Annotated in this window: 18 protein-coding genes; 15 read left to right on the forward strand and 3 right to left on the reverse strand. The window is 43.4% G+C overall.

Going from position 1 to position 20,449, the window contains the following annotated elements:
- Window positions 1-50 precede the first annotated feature (50 nt).
- The 3 genes from GK047_RS06930 to GK047_RS06940 all read left to right on the forward strand — a co-directional run bounded on the left by GK047_RS06930 (window position 51) and on the right by GK047_RS06940 (window position 3,226).
- Window positions 51-680: a hypothetical protein gene (locus GK047_RS06930; protein ID WP_163943022.1), complete on the forward strand. Its 630-nt coding sequence runs from the start codon at window positions 51-53 to the stop codon at window positions 678-680.
- Between the two features lie 325 nt (window positions 681-1,005).
- On the forward strand, window positions 1,006-2,031 hold the full coding sequence (locus GK047_RS06935; protein ID WP_163943024.1) for a lytic polysaccharide monooxygenase: 1,026 nt from the start codon (window positions 1,006-1,008) through the stop codon (window positions 2,029-2,031).
- A 283-nt stretch (window positions 2,032-2,314) separates the two neighbouring features.
- A complete protein-coding gene (locus tag GK047_RS06940) occupies window positions 2,315-3,226 on the forward strand; it encodes an S-layer homology domain-containing protein (protein ID WP_163943026.1) in 912 nt (303 codons plus the stop codon).
- Between the two features lie 145 nt (window positions 3,227-3,371).
- On the opposite strand, the gene GK047_RS06945 is transcribed toward GK047_RS06940, so the two are convergent.
- Window positions 3,372-4,331, reverse strand: a complete 960-nt coding sequence (locus GK047_RS06945; protein ID WP_240343774.1) for an alpha/beta hydrolase — start codon at window positions 4,329-4,331, stop codon at window positions 3,372-3,374.
- A 263-nt stretch (window positions 4,332-4,594) separates the two neighbouring features.
- On the opposite strand from GK047_RS06945, the gene GK047_RS06950 reads away from it, so the two are divergent.
- The 8 genes from GK047_RS06950 (at window position 4,595) to GK047_RS06985 (ending at window position 12,834) form a co-directional block, all read left to right on the forward strand.
- Window positions 4,595-5,440 carry an STM4015 family protein gene (locus tag GK047_RS06950; protein ID WP_163943029.1) on the forward strand — a complete coding sequence of 282 codons (846 nt, stop codon included), beginning with the start codon at window positions 4,595-4,597 and terminating at the stop codon, window positions 5,438-5,440.
- 2 nt (window positions 5,441-5,442) lie between these two features.
- Window positions 5,443-6,687 (forward strand): STM4014 family protein, encoded by a 1,245-nt coding sequence (locus GK047_RS06955; RefSeq protein WP_163943031.1) that lies wholly within the window; start codon window positions 5,443-5,445, stop codon window positions 6,685-6,687.
- Window positions 6,680-7,465, forward strand: a complete 786-nt coding sequence (locus GK047_RS06960; RefSeq protein WP_163943034.1) for an STM4013/SEN3800 family hydrolase — start codon at window positions 6,680-6,682, stop codon at window positions 7,463-7,465. Before GK047_RS06955 ends, GK047_RS06960 begins: the two co-directional genes overlap by 8 nt.
- Window positions 7,466-7,500: 35 nt before the next feature.
- Window positions 7,501-8,877, forward strand: a complete 1,377-nt coding sequence (locus tag GK047_RS06965) for an STM4012 family radical SAM protein (protein WP_163943753.1) — start codon at window positions 7,501-7,503, stop codon at window positions 8,875-8,877.
- Window positions 8,874-9,740 (forward strand): STM4011 family radical SAM protein, encoded by an 867-nt coding sequence (locus GK047_RS06970; protein ID WP_163943037.1) that lies wholly within the window; start codon window positions 8,874-8,876, stop codon window positions 9,738-9,740. The genes GK047_RS06965 and GK047_RS06970 overlap by 4 nt, the downstream gene beginning before the upstream one ends.
- Before the next feature lie 340 nt (window positions 9,741-10,080).
- Window positions 10,081-10,422, forward strand: a complete 342-nt coding sequence (locus tag GK047_RS29160; protein ID WP_205516331.1) for a hypothetical protein — start codon at window positions 10,081-10,083, stop codon at window positions 10,420-10,422.
- 221 nt (window positions 10,423-10,643) lie between these two features.
- Complete coding sequence (locus GK047_RS06980) at window positions 10,644-11,033, forward strand: hypothetical protein (RefSeq protein ID WP_163943052.1); 390 nt, start codon at window positions 10,644-10,646, stop codon at window positions 11,031-11,033.
- Window positions 11,034-11,277: 244 nt separating this feature from the next.
- Window positions 11,278-12,834: an SAM-dependent methyltransferase gene (locus tag GK047_RS06985; protein WP_163943055.1), complete on the forward strand. Its 1,557-nt coding sequence runs from the start codon at window positions 11,278-11,280 to the stop codon at window positions 12,832-12,834.
- Window positions 12,835-12,956: 122 nt separating this feature from the next.
- Here GK047_RS06985 and GK047_RS06990 read toward each other — a convergent pair whose 3' ends face one another.
- The gene (locus GK047_RS06990) at window positions 12,957-14,087 is read right to left on the reverse strand and encodes an NADH:flavin oxidoreductase (RefSeq protein ID WP_163943059.1); all 1,131 of its coding nucleotides are present in this window, start codon (window positions 14,085-14,087) and stop codon (window positions 12,957-12,959) included.
- Between the two features lie 432 nt (window positions 14,088-14,519).
- On the opposite strand from GK047_RS06990, the gene GK047_RS06995 reads away from it, so the two are divergent.
- The 3 genes from GK047_RS06995 (at window position 14,520) to GK047_RS07005 (ending at window position 17,060) form a co-directional block, all read left to right on the forward strand.
- A complete protein-coding gene (locus tag GK047_RS06995; RefSeq protein WP_163943062.1) occupies window positions 14,520-15,257 on the forward strand; it encodes a hypothetical protein in 738 nt (245 codons plus the stop codon).
- A gap of 273 nt (window positions 15,258-15,530) precedes the next feature.
- Window positions 15,531-15,938 (forward strand): GNAT family N-acetyltransferase, encoded by a 408-nt coding sequence (locus GK047_RS07000; RefSeq protein WP_163943065.1) that lies wholly within the window; start codon window positions 15,531-15,533, stop codon window positions 15,936-15,938.
- A gap of 123 nt (window positions 15,939-16,061) precedes the next feature.
- Window positions 16,062-17,060 (forward strand): glucosaminidase domain-containing protein, encoded by a 999-nt coding sequence (locus tag GK047_RS07005; protein WP_163943067.1) that lies wholly within the window; start codon window positions 16,062-16,064, stop codon window positions 17,058-17,060.
- A gap of 21 nt (window positions 17,061-17,081) precedes the next feature.
- On the opposite strand, the gene GK047_RS07010 is transcribed toward GK047_RS07005, so the two are convergent.
- The gene (locus GK047_RS07010; RefSeq protein WP_163943070.1) at window positions 17,082-17,930 is read right to left on the reverse strand and encodes an AraC family transcriptional regulator; all 849 of its coding nucleotides are present in this window, start codon (window positions 17,928-17,930) and stop codon (window positions 17,082-17,084) included.
- Window positions 17,931-18,052: 122 nt separating this feature from the next.
- Between GK047_RS07010 and galA the strand changes: the two genes are divergently transcribed.
- A complete protein-coding gene (galA, locus tag GK047_RS07015) occupies window positions 18,053-20,425 on the forward strand; it encodes a beta-galactosidase GalA (protein WP_163943073.1) in 2,373 nt (790 codons plus the stop codon).
- The last annotated feature ends 24 nt before the right edge of the window (window positions 20,426-20,449 follow it).

Below are 20,449 nucleotides of genomic sequence, written 5' to 3' on the forward strand. Positions count from 1 at the left end.
CAACAAGCCTGTGGCAGTCAAACTAATTACGAATAGGGAGGAACACAGCAATGAAAATTTTTAAAGCCGCATTAGCACTCGTATTTGCCATCCTACTCATTTTACCGACACAAGCGATGGGAGCTTCATCCACTTACAGTGGAGTCAGTGGAAAAAGGTGGGTACAGGAATTTCCTGGTTCAAGCAGCGTGAGTGATTTGAGCAGCACGTTTAAACCAAAAGTGGAGAAATTCGTCAAAGCGATGAAAGATGCTGGCATTTCCGTTACAATTAATGCAACTTTAAGACCCAAAGAACGTGCTTATTTGATGCACTATTCGTTTAAAATTGCTAACGGTCAAATCAGCCCGAAAAATGTGCCTGCTTTAGCTGGCGTCAATATTACATGGTTGCATTCACAAGATGATGCTTCATTCACGAAGTCCAAGGCAGGCGCTAAAGAAATGGTATCTGCCTACGGGATCGTGGCAGCTCCTGCGCTGGATTCCGATCATATTCGCGGGAATGCGATTGACATGAACAGCCCGGTTACTAAGAGCACTACAATCAAAAAAGCAGATGGCACAAATACAACAATTACATCTTACGATGGGCTTGTTGCTGTAGGTAAAACGTATGGCGTGTATCATCTTCTGCCTGTTGCCAGTGATCCGGTTCACTGGTCCAGTGATGCGAACTAATTGGTGAAGCAAGCTGAAAATTATTCAGCAATTTTGAATGTGGGACATGTATAGTGGACTTACTAAACAGCATGCGTCTGGTTATTTACAGGACGCATGCTGTTTAATTTTGTTTGAGCGATAAAGCATATTTGTTCCAAATTTTTAGTGGTTTGCTTTAAAAATCGTTGATTTTTGTCACAAATAGTTAATTAGTATGCTAGAGGAGGTCGAATGAATTCGGATAAGATGAAGGTATTGAAGGGAGGTGAACAATTGTTATAGGTATGTATGAAAGCGCTTAAAAGTACTGTCCGAGTTCCATATTAAAGGAGGAGAATGTTGTATGACACTACTTTTACCGAATCATGTTGGGTTGAAAAAGTTGGTTACTGCAAGCTGTATGCTGCTAATTATGGCCGTTTTCACGCTTCTTTTTACTGAAAACGCTTCTGCACATGGGTATGTAGACTCTCCGGGGAGCCGCGCAATTTTATGCAAAAATGGACAAAATACGGACTGCGGTGGGATCGTGTATGAGCCACAAAGCTTGGAAGCACCTAAGGGCTGGCCAGCTTCCGGCCCCGCCGATGGGAAGATTGCAAGCGCATCCGGTGCATTCCCTAAACTTGACGAACAATCTGCTACTCGCTGGAGTAAAGTAAATATGACTGCAGGTCCGAAAACGTTTACCTGGAAATTAACTGCTGCTCATGCGACCACGAGTTGGAAATATTACATTACCAAAGATGGTTGGGACCCGAATGCTCCGCTTAGCCGCGCATCCTTCAACTTGACGCCCTTTTGCTCCGTCAACTACGGCGGTGTGCAGCCTCCCTTTACGTACTCAGATAATTGTAACGTTCCTGCAAAAACAGGGTATCATGTCATCCTAGCTGTATGGGAAATTGCAGATACAGCAAATGCTTTCTATAATGTTATTGATGTCAATTTTGGTGCAAGCAGCACGATTGAGCCTCCTACACATTTAAGTTCATCTTCTCAAACGAACACAAGCATTCAGTTGACTTGGACGGGATCTACAGGCGCGAGCAGCTATGAGGTATACCGAAACAATACGTTGATCGGAACAACGACAACGACTTCTTACAACAATACAGCATTGACTGTAAACACATCTTACATGTATACCGTTGTTGCAGTTGACAGTTCTGGCAATAAATCCGCTGCTTCAGCTCAACTAATCGTTAAAACGACGGGTGGCACGACAGGCAGTTATCCGGCTTGGAACTCATCAACCGTGTATGTAGGCGGGAAGAAAGTCTCTTATAACGATGTGAATTATGAGGCGAAATGGTGGACGCTTGGTGAGACTCCTGGCATCAGCGGTGTTTGGAAAGTAATCCCTTAATCTTCAAGTTTGTTTTTAGGCCAAGTGGCTTGAATGTATAATGTCATTCGTAAGAAAAAGAGTCATGCAGAATCTGATCTGCATGACTCTTTTTCTTATTTCAGGTAGTTCCTAAAAATTATTAACTCTAAGTGCGGTTGGGTCACTTCATTGTTTAGCTTCTTAGGGAGAGTAAATGGTTAGATTTCTTTTAAGATGCTTGCAACCTTTTTCTCCCATGAGTCGTTAATAGGTTAACTCCAATGGGAGAATAAAAAAAGGTACTAAAAGGAGAGAAAATACTATGAAAAAAATAGCTACTTTAACTTTGACAACTCTACTGCTAAGCAGCCTGACTTTCGGCACGGCATTTGCATTCAACGATTTAGATGAGGGACAAACCGAGGCAGTTACTGCCTTGCAAGACCGTGGAATTGTGAGCGGAATCGATAGTGAACATTTTGCCCCAAAAGGAAAAATCAGTTATGCGCAAAGTGTGCAAATGATCGTCAAAGGGCTGGATTTGAACATGGATTTACTGCGCTTTGTTAAGAAGCCGCTTGCCTCAGACTCCTTTACAAATATTCCGAATGATGCCTGGTATGCAGATGCTTTTATTACTGCCCATTATAATGGATTGGAAATTCCTAAGGATGTGAATCCCAATGCCATTATTACGCGTGAACAATTTGGAGACATGCTCGTTCGCGCTTTAGAAAAGAAAGGGAATTATCCTTTGGTGAAAATGTTTATACAAATTAAGGATGAGGACCAAATCAAACCTGAATATCAGGGTACCTTACAACGGATGCTCCTTTATAAACTAACTGCTCTTGATAAAGAGGGGAACTTCAATCCAAGAAGCGAGCTTACACGTGGCGAGGCTGCAGGCTGGGTATACAATGCCATTCAATTTGCAGATGCTCACGCTGAAAAGCCTGCTCCAACAGAAGAAGTTGCCGTTACGGTTGAAAAAATAAGCGACGATGTGAACAAAGTAACCTTGTCTCGTGGTGAGAAACCTAATTCAGGATATGGAATTGCAATCAATAATATTCGATTTGACCAAGACGGACAGGCGGTAATTTCGTATACTTTAAGCAATCCTCAACCAGATATGATGTATGCAGATGTGATTAATGAAGCTAAGACAGTTACCTATATCTCATCGAAATATAAAGCGGTGGCTGAGCCAGCCATGACGATTATGAAATAGATGTAAGAGACATAAAAAAAGTGTTGCTTCCCTTTTTTTAAGAGGTAGGCAACACTTTTTCTTTTATTCAACTAAACGGACTCAATCTTGCTTGGTCCTGCAAAAAGGTAGAGGCTATCTAATAAAATGTTTAATATCATAAGATTTAATCTCTTGCGGCCTCGTAAATTTTTTGCGCTACCCTACTTGGTTCTGTTTTTACTGTGGAGAAATGATCGCCCTGCCCTTTGATAAGTCTGAATAATCCAAGACGACCAGACATATGCGGGTGCCAGCCATATTTGTTGCTTTGAGGTAATGCATTATCTTCGGTAAGGTAAACGTAACTTTTAGGAAGAGTCAAGCTATAGAACTTTTTGAGATCCAGTTTTTCATAAAACGGTTTAGCAGGCTCTGGTGCTACTCGATCATAAAGCTGCTGCGCCTGATTTAAGCTAGCTAAGTTGACAAATGTTTCTCTAAAGAAGTAAAAAGGCAGCAAAATTGTATCATCTTTGGTACTTTGTCGCAGTTGTTGAAAAGTTGCTTGAGCAGCAGGAGGGAATTCATCGGCTACACTTTGTCCGTCATTGAGAACAAATGCATTCAAAAAAACGAGCCTTTTGATATGACTCGGTACGAGCTCAGCCACTTTTTGTACCAATGAGCCCCCAAAGCTGTGCCCAACAAGAATAATGTTCTGCAAATGGTTGGATGTAATAAAATCAGCTATCGATTTGCTAAGCATCGCATGAGTTTGCGTAATTGCCTTATTCGAGTTGGACTCATATTTGATGTACTCTGGGGCATAAACGAGATGGCCTTTTTTACGTAAAGCACTAGCGATTCCGTCCCAAAAGCTGGCATCTGCCCAAGAACCGTGAATGAGAACAAAAGTAAGGGACTGCTGCTTCTCACGGTAGGCTTCTTCAATTCCATAGGCCCGTGGAGCAAAGGGAACTGACGCCCAGGGTGCTTGCGTATAATTGGCGTTGCTCTGATAAGGGCTCATTTCGGATGGATAAGAGGTGAGGTAAGGCCAAGGAAGAGAGGGGAATCGTTGACTTTCCAAAGCAGCACGATAGTAGGCGTTTATTTTATCCTGTTCATTAGGTTGCATGTTCATTTTCCTTTCAGATTCATATGCTACAACATATGCCTATTTTATCCAGAGGTTCGTATGAACTTACGTGCATGCAACGTGGCGCAAAGGATGAATATGTTACAAAACAAAACAAGAAATGACGGCTTGGCGCTAAAATTATCACTATTTGCGCTTGCCCAGGAAATAATGAAGGTATTCCCCCAATCCAAGCTAAATTTGAAAGTCGTTTTTGAACCTTTTATAATAAGAGTAGATCTAGGAATGATTTCCAAGGAGGAATACAAATGTCTGAAATAAAATTATCGCTGGATTACGATCAATACGAAGATGGAGTAAAGATAGTAGACTTGATTGAGCAACTGGCTAACGGAGAAGAAAATGAGAAATTGGAAAGTCTCATCATCGGGGACTGGGGTGGCTCATACGAGAACGATTCTAGTGAAGTTGTTGATACGCTTGTTCGATTAAACAGCCGCTTTCCGCAATTACGGAAACTATTTATCGGTGATATGAGCTCCGAAGAATGCGAAGTATCGTGGATCAGGCAGTCTAACTTAGCTCCCTTGTTAACTGCATATCCAGAGTTAACTTCGTTTACGATCAAGGGCAGTACGGAGTTGGAGCTAGAGCCAGCAACGCATGAGAAGCTAGAAGAACTAACGATCATTTGCGGTGGCTTAAGTACAAAAGTTATAGCCAGCATCAATGAAGGTAATTTTCCTCAATTAAAGAAGCTTGAGCTTTATTTAGGTGTTGAAGATTATGGTTTTGATGGTGGTATTGAAGATATTTTACCATTGGTAGAGCCTGGGAAATTTCCTCAATTAACTTATTTAGGTTTGAAAAATAGTGAGCTTCAGGACGAAATTGCAATTGTATTGGCGAACGCTCCAATTCTTGAACAATTACATACACTTGATCTGTCTATGGGTACTTTGAGCGACGAAGGCGGCGAAGCGCTTCTTAAAAGCGAGAAGGTAAAAGGTCTGAAGTTCTTGGATTTGAGCCACCACTATATGTCTGACGATGTATTGAACCGCTTGAAGCAATCAGGCCTTAACGTTGACATTAGCGATCGACAGGACAATGATGACGATGAGGATTACCGTTATCCTTCTATTACGGAGTAAGAATGGAACGGATGATCTTAATTAGTAATTCAGATAACCGTCGAACAGTTGGGCTTCAGGCTGCTCGGGCAAGACTCGGGTTGCCACCAGCAATTCAGTTGGGTTACCTTGATTTACTCCAAGGAAAAACTTCCTTGACGCATCTCGCGCATTCCCAAGGGCTGCAAATAGGCGAAGCTCCAATGCTTAGGCTTGACGCGCCTGGCGAGGACTTTGAAGTAGAACGAGAGTTAATCGCCCTTGGAGCGCCTGATGCCAATTGTAAGGCTGAAGATGATCGGTTGATGGCATTTGGCGGAAAGGTTGATTTTCAGTCATTGTCGATGAAGACTGCACGTGCCCTACATGAACAAAAAGGGAAATTATATCACCCGTCTCAATGGTTTCGCGGTTATGGCCGCTTGTTGGCGCGGATGGATAATGAAGCCAAGCAGTTATGGAAGCATCCACGCTGGATGAATGCCCCAGCGGACATTGCGGCTATGTTCGATAAACGGGAAACACATCGGGTATTATCAGCCGCTGGTCTACCCGTACCGCGCTTATTAGACCAGCCAGAAGCTCTTCTGGACTACGAGATGCTGCGTGAAAAGATGGCTAGCTTGCGGATGCACCGTATTTTCCTAAAGCTTGCAGCAGGTTCAGGGGCGTGCGGAGTTATGGCCTATCAAGTGAACCCTGTAACAGGCGCCGAACTAGCGATTACAACAATTGGCGTAGAAAATTACATAGCTAGACCGCCTCTCTACTACAATGTAAAAAAACTGGTGCGCTATACAGACAGACCTGTGATTCGCCAGATCGTAAACTGGCTTTTACATCATGGCGCGCATGTGGAGCAGTGGATTCCAAAAGCTTCATATGAGGATCGGGCATTTGACATTCGGCAGTTGGTTGTAGGGGGAGAAGCGTGTCACAGCATTGCGCGAGTAAGCAGCACGCCGATTACGAATCTGCATTTGCGAAGCGAGCGAATGAGTCTTGAGTCTGTAAACCTATCTATGAAGGAGCAGGAAGGCGTTCGCCTCTGTGCCGAGAAAGCAATGGAGGCTTTCCCTAATTCGGAGGTCGCCGGGATTGATATTGCACTTAGCAGAGGTACTCGAACCCCCTATGTGTTGGATGTCAATCCATTCGGTGATTTGATTTATCATGTTAATTATCGAGGATATGATACGTATGAGTGGGAATTTAAACGGCTAGGAGCTTTTCAAGATAAGCGGGAAAGGAAAAGTCGAGTTGATTAACATGAATCACATTGTTGGCAGCCATGATATTCTGATGATTACACTGGATACGCTGCGTTACGATGTTGCCCAACTGGAGGAAGAGAACTGTCCTAATCTGTGCGGAGGCAATCAGTGGGAACAACGTCACACCCCTGGCAGCTTTACTTATGCGGCTCATCATGCATTTTTTGGAGGCTTTCTTCCAACGCCAGCCACAACAAGAAAGTCAGAACATGTACGTTTGTTTCATTCAAAGCATACAGGGTTAAAGACCCATCCGAATACTTGGCTGTTTGACACGCCGGATATGGTATCTGGCTTGCGCGAAGAGGGCTATCGAACAATTTGTATCGGCGGCGTCATCTTTTTTACGAAGAAGGTTCCGCTTGCAAGCGTACTTCCTAGCTATTTTCAAGAAAGTTACTGGAGAATGACGTTCGGCGTCACGAATCCACGCTCCACGGAACATCAAGTGAATCACGCACTGAAGTTATTAGATAAATCGGCAGCCGATGAGCGGCTATTTCTGTTTATGAATGTTTCAGCTATTCATGGGCCTAATCATTATTATGTCCCTGGAGCTAAGAAAGACTCGGTGGAGACGCAGCGCGCCGCTTTGCGGTATGTAGACGGCGAGCTTGGACGGTTGTTTAGCGCGATGCGGCAGCGCGAACGTCCAGTGTTATGTCTAGTATTCTCGGATCACGGAACTGCTTATGGCGAAGACGGCTATGAAGGCCATCGTCTCGCACATGAGGTGGTTTGGAACGTGCCGTACCGCGAATTTATTTTATAGACGAGAAGTTGCTAGAGAGAGGTTGTGGAGAACTGATGGGTCATACGACTCAGCTTAACGATGCGGAACTGATCGAAGATGCGGCAGCACTCCGAAAATGGAAGGAACACTTAACTTCGGATCCTTATCGGTCTTATTTGTACTCCTATCCGCACAAAATGTCTTATCGAGAATTCGATACGAAGCTGTCGTTGTCAGAGTTGTGGAGAAACGAACCGACAGAAACGTTCTTTTTATATATGCATATCCCTTTTTGCGGAGCGCGCTGCGGATTCTGCAACTTGTTTACGCTGCCTGACAAGCGATCCAACGTACATAAGGAGTATGTGGATGCACTGGAGAGGCAGGCCAAACAATGGGCGCCATTCATTAAAAGTAAGCCTATTTCCAGATTCGCAATCGGCGGAGGGACGCCTACATTGCTGGAAACGTCACAGCTTGATCGCTTGTTCCAAATAGCGGAAGAGACGATGGGATTAGATCCCAAAGTCGCGTCGATCTCGGTGGAAACATCACCTGAAACGGTGACAACAGAACGCCTCTCCATTCTGAAAAGTCGGCAGGTTGATCGCGTCAGCATGGGCATTCAAAGCTTCGTTACGGCGGAGGCTACGGCTATTTATCGTCCACAATTGCCCCTAGAGGTTGAGCGGGCGCTGGAACAATTGAAGCTCTATGATTTTCCAATTCTTAATTTGGATCTGATTTACGGCTTGCCTGGACAGACGATTGATTCATGGATGCATTCGCTTAATCGAGCTCTATCTTATAGCCCAGAAGAAATCTTTCTTTATCCGCTATATACGCGCGAGCATACGATTGTGAAACCGGAGGATATCAATAAAAGAGGCATAGACGAACGCCTTTCTATGTACACTGCTGCTCGTGAAAGCTTGCTTGCTCAAGGTTACACGCAGTATTCCATGCGCAGATTCGCGAAGCAAGAAGCGAGGACTACAAAAGTGCTTCTACCTTATAGCTGCCAGGAAGAAGGAATGATAGGGCTAGGTTGCGGTGCGCGTTCTTATACCCGTGGCGTCCATTATGCCTCTCGCTATGGAGTTAGCCGCAGCGCAACGGCAAGTATCATTGCTGATTATGTAGCGACCGAAGATTATACGACAGCAGATTATGGAATCATTTTGAACGAAGCCGAGCAGAAACGACGGTTTATTTTGAAAGCCATTTTACATTCAGAAGGATTGACGTTAAGCAGTTATTCGGAACGTTTCGGCAGCCTCACGTTGGAAGATCACCCAGAGCTGAATAACCTGCTGCACACCGGATTAGCAACGATCGATTCGGGCGTGCTGCGTCTTACGGACGAAGGCTTAACCTATTCGGACTCCATAGGGGATTGGCTAATTTCCTCCACGGTGAGAGATCGCATGGAAAGCTATGTATTAGAATGAAAGCAACGATTTATTATCGCGGAAGTATCACCTCTTGTAATTATGACTGCCCGTATTGTCCATTTAGTAAAAACAAGGATAGTGCTCAGATACTTGCCAAGGATCAGTTGGAAATGGGTGCTTTTGTAGATTGGGTTAGGAAGCAAGGAGACGAAGGTCACCAAATTTCTGTTTTTTTTAACCCATACGGTGAAGGCCTTACTCACCGATGGTATCGATCGGCTATGATCGAATTGTCACATATGGCTCATGTAGATAAAGTAGCCATTCAAACGAACTTATCCGCTAGGCTGGACTGGACATCAGAATTAAATCAGACGAAGGCAGCTTTCTGGGTAACTTATCATCCTGGTCAGACAGAAGAGGCAAAGTTTCTCAAACAATGTGGAGAACTGCACAGGCAGGGGATTCCCTTCAGTGTGGGCTCGGTTGGATTGAAAAGCGCATATGAACCCTTGCTTTCGCTGCGGAATTCGCTTCCTGCTGACGTATATATGTGGGTCAACGCATTTAAGGACAAGCCTGATTATTACACAGCTACGGATATGTCTATTTTTAAAGAAATTGACCCTTATTTTATGATAAATACGGTCGACTATGAGAGTATGGGCAAAGCATGCAATGCGGGGTATAACGTTTTTTATGTCCAAGGCGAAGGACGTGTAAAGCGCTGCTATAAGGATCGCCAGGTAATCGGAAACTTGTATCGAGACGGCTTAGAGGGCCTTTCTAAAAACAGGCTATGCCGAATGACATGCTGTGATTGCTATATCGGCTATATTCATATGCCTGATCTAAAGCTTAATAAGTTATATGGAGATAAAATGCTCGAACGGATAGCTTTGGTGGCGTCGGATGCGTAAGAATTATTTGAAAAGGGAAGCTTGAGAAATCGAGGCTTTCTTTTTTTTGGCAAAAGAAGCAGTTACTATTGCATGCATGCTAATAGTTAATAAGGTTAATTATTTGTGATTTGCAGGGGGCAATCGGCACGAAAGTTAGACCAGGGTTTAAAATAAACATGTATTTTGTTTCCTTCTTTTCTTATTTAGCTCAGTCAACTTCGAATAGGTCGACATACACTACATAGATGTGGGACGAGTGAGACGAGAGGGTGTGCTAATAAAATTGAAAAAAAAAACATACAAATCTAAAACTAAAAGATTGGGCAGTCAGGCAGGCATAGAAACGAAAGCGCAAATTATGAATGTTATGAATAGCGTACCCGTTCTTATTGTTTTAAAAGATGGTACTTATTATTGTGGAATGGTTCGCGACATTCAGGGCCAAGAATTACTTTTTGAAGGGGTAAAGGGAACTGAGCGGTTGCCCAAAAAGTCCACAAAAGCAATGGCTAGAACCTCAGCGCTAGGTGGCTTGGGTGGCTTACTGTCTAATGTGGGCGGTCTAGGCGGACTATTTGGCGGAGGGGCATCAGGAGGCGGAGGCTTTTTGGGGGCTTTGGGATCGTTAGGCGGCTTCATGAAATTTGGAATGGGAATGCTTAAATTCATTATGCCACTGATGGGCGGCTTTGGGATTTAACTAGCTGTTAAATTGACGAGCCACAGTTAAATAGAACGATTAACGTCCGCTGAATAGGCGGATTTTTTTATCTCGTCTAGAGGAAATTGATTCCATATGAATGACTGCGTAGGTTTGGCAAGTGGCTGAAGTGCTGCTGGCACTGAGTTTGGTTTCCCTGTATATTAAGGTAGTGCATACAATTAAAGTTTTGGCGCGGATGAGAGAAGGGAAGAAGCTATATGAAGTTTAGAGCAGTAAATGAACAAACGAGGATGAATTATGTGCTTTGGAGTATTAAAAAAGAAATAATGAGAGAAAACAACTATCTAAATTCGCTTGATTATAACCCAAAACCTATCATAGATGTAGTGAAACAACAAATTGATAAATGGGACCCGATCGAGTTACTTGGAGCGCATAGTCCTGAGGATGAGTATGATGGTGAAACGCAAACGCTTGTGATTTATATCACCAAACATCTGGCTGATATGAATGCTGAAGCACTGGGAAGCAAGCTTATTCAAATATTTCAACATTCATTCGGAGATGAATTTGATAAAGAGGAGGAGGCGATACAGGTCGCGCTATACCTGATTGACGCATTAAAAACAGTTAATTTACTACGTTAAGATAAAATGAGACCTGCGGTCGGCAGGATTTTTTCCCCTTCGTATAATGCCTCTTCGCTCTATCAAATCAAGTATTCCATTGTTCGGGAGTAATGCCATAGGGCTTAAACTTATGCCCAAATAAATAAGAGTAAGGCTGGCTGAAGTTGTTTTATATACGATCAATATGGACATGTTTAATTCATAGGTTCCTATCATTGTTCTAACGAATGTTAATAAAAATAAGTAAAGTAGGTACAACTGGATGACACATAAAGAGCAACAGATCTACCGTTTTAGCGAAGCTCCGATTTGGGAGCTGCAGAGGTCTTATTATGAAGAGCAGGGAATTCATGCTTGGCAAAGTGAAGAGGTTCCTCAGTACATAACTAGTAATCCAATTATTGCAGTGGCCTACGCCGAAATTATTTTCGGGTTTCTTCAGGATAGAGCCAGACTTGGTTATAGTGCTGAACCCATTACAATTGTTGAGCTTGGCGCTGGCTCAGGTCGATTAGCCTTTCATATTCTCAAAGAGCTGTGCGAACTTAGGGATTATGCAGGCATCTCGCTGCCGTCATTTCGTTATGTCATGAGTGATTTAGCTGTTAAAAATATTGCTTATTGGGAACAGCATCGAAGCTTGCTTCCCTTTGTTCAGCAAGGCGTATTGGATTTTGCACAATTCGATGCCGCGCAGGATACTGAGCTGCATTTGACCCAAACAAATGTCCGCATTGGGCCATCTGATTTAAAGCAACCGCTGCTAGTTATTGCGAATTATTTTTTTGACAGTATCCCGCAAGAACTGCTTTATGTGGATGAAAATAAAATTTATGAATGTGATGTTTCTTTGGAGTTCCCAGTTGAAAACGAAGAGCTTCGTACTTCCGATAAATTGAAGCAAGTGATTCCTCATTATCACTATCGGAGAGCGGCTGCATACGAACAAGAAACGTATCCCTACTACCATATTATAGAGGTATATAAACAAAAGCTTGAAGATTCGCATGTACTCTTTCCGGCCGTTGGGTTGGATTGTTTAGAGCGCCTCAGTCGGTTGTCGAATTCCGGTTTTCTTCTCCTAACTGCTGATAAAGGGGATCATCGACTGGACAATTGGGAATATTCAGATGCCCCCAAGCTTATTCATCATGGGAGCTTTTCCTTAACGGCTAATTACCATGCGATTCAACACGTTTTTGAGCAAAAGGGTGCTGAGACATTATTCACTAAGCATCATTATAATCACCTTAATGTAGGTTGTATTTTGATGCTCCAAATCCCGAAGGCTTATGCGAATACGCGGTTAGCTTATCGGCGGTTTGTAGATCACTTTGGACCGGATGATTTTTTTAGTATTAAAGAATGGTTTGATAAGCATTTGATTCAAATGGAATTTACACAACTCCATGCCTTTTGGCGATTGAGTGGGTATGATGCGCAAGTGTTTCTGCAAAGTGCCAAACGAATCTCGGACTTACTGTCAACTTGCGGCGATGAAGAAATGAATGATTTACGCAAAGGGATTTACTTCATGTGGAAAGGTTTCTACCCGATGGAGGAGAAGCACGTCTTAGCTCTAGATTGCGGTACACTGCTCTACCAAATGGATTTGTTTGAGGATGCGTTAGTTTTTTACAAACGCTACTTGCAGGTCTGTGAAGGGGATACAGATTTATTTTATCAGATGGCGATTTGTTGTTATGAACTTAGTATTGAAGACGCAGCAATGGATTATTCCCTGAGAGCTTTGGCTTTGGAGCCTGAGCACGATGGAGCCTTGGCACTTGTCGAGCTTGTGAAAAGCAACGAGGATTAATCGTCGCCTACAGTATGAGTATGTACTTAACGGCTTCCGATAACTTGTACGGTGAAGTTGGTAAAGGAAACGGCTGAATCCCTGAAAAAAAGGGAGCAGCCGTTTTTATTTATATGCAGGATTTATAGCAAAGTTTTCATCGATTCAGCTGTAAAAGGGAGCAGTTCACTTGTGCGTCCTTCGCGAACTTTAGCTGCCCATGTGGGATCGTTCAACAGCGCACGGCCTATGGCTACCAAATCAAATTCACCTTGACCCAGTCGTTTGATTAATCCATCGAGATTGATCGCATTCGCGCCGGCGCCTTCTTTGAAGAGCTTCGTAAATTCTTCATCGAGACCTACGGATCCGACAGTGATGGTAGGTTTACCCGTTAGTTTTTTCGTCCAACCCGCAAGATTTAGATCGGAACCTTCGAACTCAGGCTCCCAGAAGCGACGCGTTGAGCAGTGAAAGATGTCAACGCCAGCTTCCACAAGAGGCGCTAAGAACTGAGCTAACTGCTCGGAGGTATTAGCTAATTTCGCTGTGTATTCCGTGCTTTTCCATTGCGAGAAACGAAAAACGATAGGGAAATCGGGTCCGACAGCACGTCGGCAGGCTGCAACGATTTCCGCGGCGAAACGAGTACGAGCGACGAGGCTTCCTCCGTAGCGGTCTGTTCGTTGATTGGTTTTCTCCCAGAAAAATTGGTCAATCAAGTAGCCATGAGCGCCATGAAGCTCTATGCCATCAAAGCCAATACGTTTGGCGTCGGCAGCAGCTTGGGCGTATGCTTCTATAAGGAGAACGATTTCCTGTTCCGTTAATGGCTCGGAAACTTTATTGCCAGATAAATCTAGTCCTGATGGGCCTACGGGCAAGGCTTCAGGATTCGGGAGGCTGCCAATAGCTCGGCTCGTGCCTACGTGCCATAACTGCGGAATGATTTTACCGCCAGCCTCATGGACGCCAGAAACGACGTTAGCCCATCCGTTCAAGGCTTCTTCACCATGGAAGTTGGGCCAGTGCGGACTAGCTCCCGCTGCTGGATGATTGATCAGCGTTCCCTCCGTAACGATGAGACCAACCCCATTCTCTGCTCTGCGGCGGTAGTAATCCGCAACGTCCTGTCCGGGTACACCGTTTGGAGAGAAGCCCCGAGTCATCGGTGCCATGACAATGCGGTTGCTCAGCTTCAGATTGCCAGCTTCAAAAGGTTCGAACAAGGATTGTGTCGCTAAAACGTGTGTAGAACTTTCATGTGTTGACATGTGAATACCTCCTAAATAAGTATGCGTGATATCTTACTTTCAAAAAGTCAGTAACGAAAAAAAAGGATGTTCTTTCATAATCATTCTCTCACAACATGGATGGTAAATACAAGAAATGTATTTTTCATGTTGATTGAATTTTGTGTGCTTATTGTTTTTCAAATAGAAGAATTTAATTAGACAACAAGGCAGGTGATTCGGCAAAACGCTACCCGCGGGAGCTTCCCGGTGGATAGCAACAGAGAGTTGGCGTAGCGCGTACGCTTGCTTGAGAATAGAAATCAAACAAACTAAGTTGAACTTATGTAGGGATGTAGGACAAAACAAGTTGCCTTCACATAATCTTTTGAACTAAGCTATAAATAGGGTAAAATAGGAACTATAGCAAGACATCAGCTTGCCTATCATAGATCAAAGAGAGCCGGTGAAGATTTGACGTATTCGTTTATCATTGAACCCAAGACGTTCAACACTTTCGAAACGGAAGATGAACTAGTGGATAAATGTAAGGACTGGAACTTACTATCGGAGAAAGCATCCAAAACAAAAGCATTTTTCTACAAAGGAAATGGCATGAATCTTCCTTGCAGCATTATCGGCTATGTTGATAAATTCACTGCCGTTATCGCATTCGACAACAAACAAGAGCACTGTATTCATCCCTCGTATCTGAAAGAGATGCAGGCATCGACATATGGTCAGAAGCTATCGGCAGCAGTGGAAGAGTCCGTAGATCAGCGGGATGCAACACCTGTTGTTGAGCTTGAGATGGACCCAATAGAATCTCAGCCAATTAATGAAGTTGAGACCAAGGAAACAAGTGCCAAAGAGCCGCCAAAGGGCAAAGCCAAAAAAGAAAAGGCACAAAAAATTCAGCTTCCTGAAGAAAAAGTTAAAATGACAGCTACGGTGAAGGAATTCACAACGGTGCCGAACAATTTCTCAGATAATGATGATGAAGTGGTTATTTATGAAGCCGTTTCTATCCTGGAGCCTGCTATGGAAATCGGGGTAGCCTGGTCCAGTCACAGCGCCACGCTTAAAAAAGTCGAATTGAATATCGGCGACACGATTTCGTTTGAATGCAAAATTGTAGCGAAGAAACTTACCAAACATCCTGTACCGTATAAAATTAATAACCCTGCCAAAATACAAAAAGAAGAATCCTGATAGGATTCTTCTTTTTGATGTTCATTGAAAAAATGTATGAATTGCGCATCAGAAGCGCTAATTTAATTGCTAAAGAATATCTCATTGATATGTCGAAATGCATTCGTTGGTCAACTTGTTGGTGATCAGGGCATGAAAATTGGAGATGGAATATAATGAGGAGGACGTAACCCAAGCGAAGGCGCGTAAGCGTCCTTTTTTATTGAACGGGCAGATATGCTTGAATAAAGTGTGTTAAAATATGGAATGTGATACACAAGGAGGAGTATAGAGATGAAAATTGCTATTGCAACGAATTCAGACTATGGATATATACGAGAGCGTGACCATCATATTTTAGATACCTTATTACTACAAAAAATTAGTGGAAATGAAATATATATTCTACGGGACCATGATGAAAAAAATATCGGATGGATGAGGTACGGATATTTCTGGGATAACACACCTTTCATGAATATGATTTGGGTTGACGAACAATATCGAGGTAAGGGGATAGGTAAGCAAGTCGTCTTATTTTGGGAAGAAGAAATGAAAAATAAGGGTTATAAGTTGGTAATGACCTCTACTCTGGCTAATGAAGAGGCACAGCACTTCTACAGAAAATTAGGATTTCGGGATTCCGGGTGTCTATTACTCGAAAATGAGCCGTTAGAAATAATTTTAACTAAAGCCATTTAGTCCACTGGGGCTCTACTCTAACGATAAACGATAGTAAACGATTGATTGGGCGCCATATAGCTGGCAAAGGAAAGCTATGGTAAAATATGCATATTCACATACTAAGATGGGCGAAACTGCATAATGAATATTCCGCGTAAAGACGTAGTTAACAAGTCAATCATCGATGACGTAGCGATGATCAAAATCAAACAATATATTGAACGTAAGCACCCTGAGTTCACTTCCTCACAAAAGGCTGCATTATTAGCGAATGCGGTGCATCGGATCATTGATCAACATTTACCGGATTTCGAAGAAAAGACGAAAAAAACGGTGCGTGGTGAGCTCTTGACCCAGTTAGGCTCGAAGGAACGCTTTACATTAATGACTACTCATATCTTTGAGACGTGCAAGAAATTAAACTTAGAGGAATCTGACAAGAACCAGCTCACCTTATGGACGAACCAGCACCAGCCTGCGAACATGGAAGAGGGTTCAGCGGTTAGTCAGCACGAGGAATCTTCCCAAGAGAGGCTTTGGGGACTGCGATTCAGTTGGCGTTTAGCCTGTGTCGGCAGCTTAATTCTTGCATTGGTGCTAATCATATCCCCCCAAGGAGAGGGGGGGATTTTTCATCAAAAGCAAATTGGCACAGAGGAAGCCATCCCTGCCGAACCAACTATTCAATTACCTGCTTCTGTACTTCCAAGCGAATATACCTATCGTGACTTGCAAACGGACAAGCTGAAAGCATGGCTGCAAGCCAAACAATCCTTACTGGCAGAGGAGCCTTATTTCACCGCGATACTTACCGCAGCGGAGGAAAGCAACATTCATCCTCTTCTGCTTTTTGCAATTACAGGGCAGGAGCAAGCGTATGTACCCAAGGATCGAAAACAAGCAAAGCAAATTGCGAATAATCCGTTTAATATTTACAACAGTTGGAAGACATATAACACGAATATTACGGATTCAGCCCGAATTGCTTCGAAAACCATTTTAACCATAAGTCGTAATCGACCTGTAGAAGCCCATCCGATTGCATGGCTGAACACGAAGTATGCAGAGGACCCTAACTGGTGGATTGGAGTTACATCAATTTTTGAGAAAATGCGCAAAGAGATCGAAGGAAATCCATAAAATAATCATGCATGCATAGGATCATAAATGGATCGTATGCATTTTTTTAAACTCATTTGGCGTAATCCCCTCATGTTTTTTAAATAATTTGATGAAGTAGCTTGGACTCTCAAAGCCGACTTTTGTAGAAATGGTTTTAATCTCTAATTCAGGATAAAGTTGAAGCAGTTCTTTAGCTTTTCGAATTCGGAAAAGATTAATGTACTCGAAAGGCCTTGTTCCTAACGTTTGTTGAAATAAAACACATGTATAGGGAGGCGTCACAGCTAATTGGTTCGCCAGATCCAGTAGGGAGATGGGTTGATCAAAGTGCGTTTCGATGTAATCCATAACAGGCTTCAAATGCTCGTATTGCTCCTGATTAGAGCGGTTATCCGATAGGGATGTGTAGCGAAATATATCCAGAATCAACCCGTAAAGCAGATGCGAGCCTTCATAACTTGATATATTTCTTCGAATGCCGAAAATGCTATTAATTTCATTTATTCTTGTTAGCAATAACTCCGGTTTCGTTGTATATAGCACCATTGATTTCTGTAAATGCAGAGAATGAAGGAGGGATTCGGCGAACTTTCCGTTAAATGCGATCCACCTTACTGTCCATGGTTCTGAAACAGGAAAATAACGATGAGCAACTCCAGGGTATAACAGCATGCCTTGTCCTTTGGCTATGGGGATTGATTTGCCGTCAATTTCTAATAGGCCTTGTCCATCAAAGCATTGAATCCATTGGTAAGCCTTGTAGCCTTCTTTTCGCACGACTTGAGGCTGATTGATCCAGTATCCGGTAGAGACGATATAGAGAGGTAAGTTGAAATCGATATCCGTTAATACGTTCCAGAAAAAATGGTTCAAGCTCATCACATCCATCAAAATATTAATTTTATTATATTATCATAAATATCCTTTTATTGTTAGCAATATTGGTTGGTTATATAATTATAAATATAGTTATATGAATCATCATTCGCTTTCAGGAAAGAGGCTTCTGGATGGATCATCAAAAAAAGAGAGTCAAGGAAAACTTCGATGCTGATTGGTTTTTTCACAAAGGTGACCTTCCGGTGAAGTACGCGGTGAAAGCAGGGATGACCGGAGGTATTACGGACAACGGGAAGCGAGAAGATGGAGAATGGATTGAGATCGCTTACACAGACAAGGAGACTGGAGAAATACCGATTCCAAAAGATTGGAATCGTGTTCAGATTCCACACGATTGGGTTGTTGAAGGGAATGTGGTTAACGATCCCGATTTGGGAAGTCGTCCAGGCAGCCATGGCTACCTGCCCACGGGCATTGGCTTCTATCGCAAAATGTTTGCCATACAAACGGAGGACTTAGGCAAAAAGCTAAGTATCCATTTCGATGGCGTTATGGGCGTAAGCACCGTTTGGCTAAACGGGCACCTGCTCGGCACTCATAATAGCGGCTATATAGGCGTACATTACGATATTTCGGATATAATTCGTTATGGCGAAGAAGGTAATAACGTCATCGTTGTAAAGGTAGACGCAAATAGGTATGAGGGCTGGTGGTATGAAGGCGGCGGCATTTACAGACACACGTGGCTGCAGAAAACAGATCGGCTGCATGTGGGCCATTGGGGAACATACGTTACGACTCCTCACGTTACGGACGAATCAGCAGAAGTTATGATACGAACGATCGTCCATAATGAATATGAGGGAGATCGGTTGTGCGAGCTTAAATCTACCCTTGTCGATAATGAGGGTAAATTCGTCGCCTCCGTCACCGATTCACTAACCGCGGGATGGTTTATTCAAAAAGAAGTGGAGCAATTCGTTTCTATCCCCGTCCCACAGTTGTGGTCGCCAGATCGTCCTTATCTTTATAAATTGGTGACGGAAATCGCAGCGGAAGGCGTCATCATGGATACCTATGAAACGACCTTCGGCGTTCGGACTCTCGCGTTTACAAGAAATGGTTTTGCTTTAAACGGCAAACCAACTCTTCTTAAAGGAACATGCAACCATCAAGATTTCGCCGGTGTCGGTGTTGCTCTTCCAGACCGGATTATCGCGTATAAGCTTCAGCTGTTGAAAGAAATGGGCTGCAACGCTTATCGAAGCGCGCATCATCCTCCGACACCAGAGCTGCTTGATATTTGCGATCGACTGGGCATGATGGTTATCGATGAGAATCGTAAGTTGGACGGCTCTCCCGAAGGTATTGCTGATCTCAAAAGTTTGATTTACAGAGATCGTAATCATCCCTCGATTATTTTATGGTGTATGGAGAACGAAGAAATCTTGGAAGGAAAAGTGACGGGTGCTCGGATTCTTCGTACATTAGCAACCACTACGCGCAAATTGGACGCGACACGTCCTACACTCGCAGCGATGAACCATGGTTGGAATGGCGAAGGTTACAGTGATCAAGTGGACATTGTTGGCTACAACTATGGACAAAGAAAGCTTCAGGATGTAACCGATCATCAAGCATATCTTTCACGAATTATGTTAGGGAGCGAAAGTGCGAGCAGTACAACGACTCGGGGTATTTATGTGTTAGATAAGGAGAAAGGATATTGTCCGGCATATGAAGGTGTCTTTATGCCTTCATGGTCTTGCACAGTGGAAAAGGCTTGGAATGATCTGCTTGCGCATCCCTTTTTAACAGGAGTCTTCCTATGGACGGGTTTTGATTATAGGGGAGAGCCATCACCGTACAGATGGCCATGTGTGAATTCTCACTTTGGCATTATGGATACATGCGGATTCCCGAAAGATGTGTATTTTTATCTTAAATCCGTGTGGACGGAAGAACCCATGGTTCATTTCCTGCCTCATTGGAATTGGCATGGACAAGAAAATGAGTTGATTGACGTTTGGATTTATTCTAACGGAGATAGCGTAGAGCTTTCTTTGAACGGCCGGAGTCTTGGAACGATGCCTATGATCGAAGCTGGACATCTGGAATGGAAAGTTCCCTATGAGCCTGGCGTGATCATTGCAAGAGCTTATAAAGAAGGTGTCGCAGTCGCAGTCAAACAAGTTGAAACGACTGGCACGCCTTACACCATTCAGTTGCAGCCAGATCGAACGGTTCTTCACGCGGATTCGACAGACGTCGCCTTCATAACGGTTACCATTCGCGATGAACAGGGGCATGTTGTTCCGATTTCAGATAACGAAGTCTCATTTGTTGTTGAAGGGGAAGCAACCATTTTAGGCGTGGGGAATGGCAATCCTAGCAGCCATGAGCCTGATAAAGCCAATCGCCGCAGAGCCTTTAACGGATATTGTCTGCTAATGATTCAAACCCATTCGCAGGCTGGAGAAATCGTGGTCAGAGGGATCTCAGTTGGTCTTCTCTCTGCTGAGCTTAGGCTGCGATCTTGTTGAAAATCAAAGGAATTGGATAGATAA

This window comes from Paenibacillus sp. SYP-B3998, from assembly GCF_010820665.1.
Taxonomy (GTDB): Bacteria; Bacillota; Bacilli; order Paenibacillales; family NBRC-103111; genus Paenibacillus_E.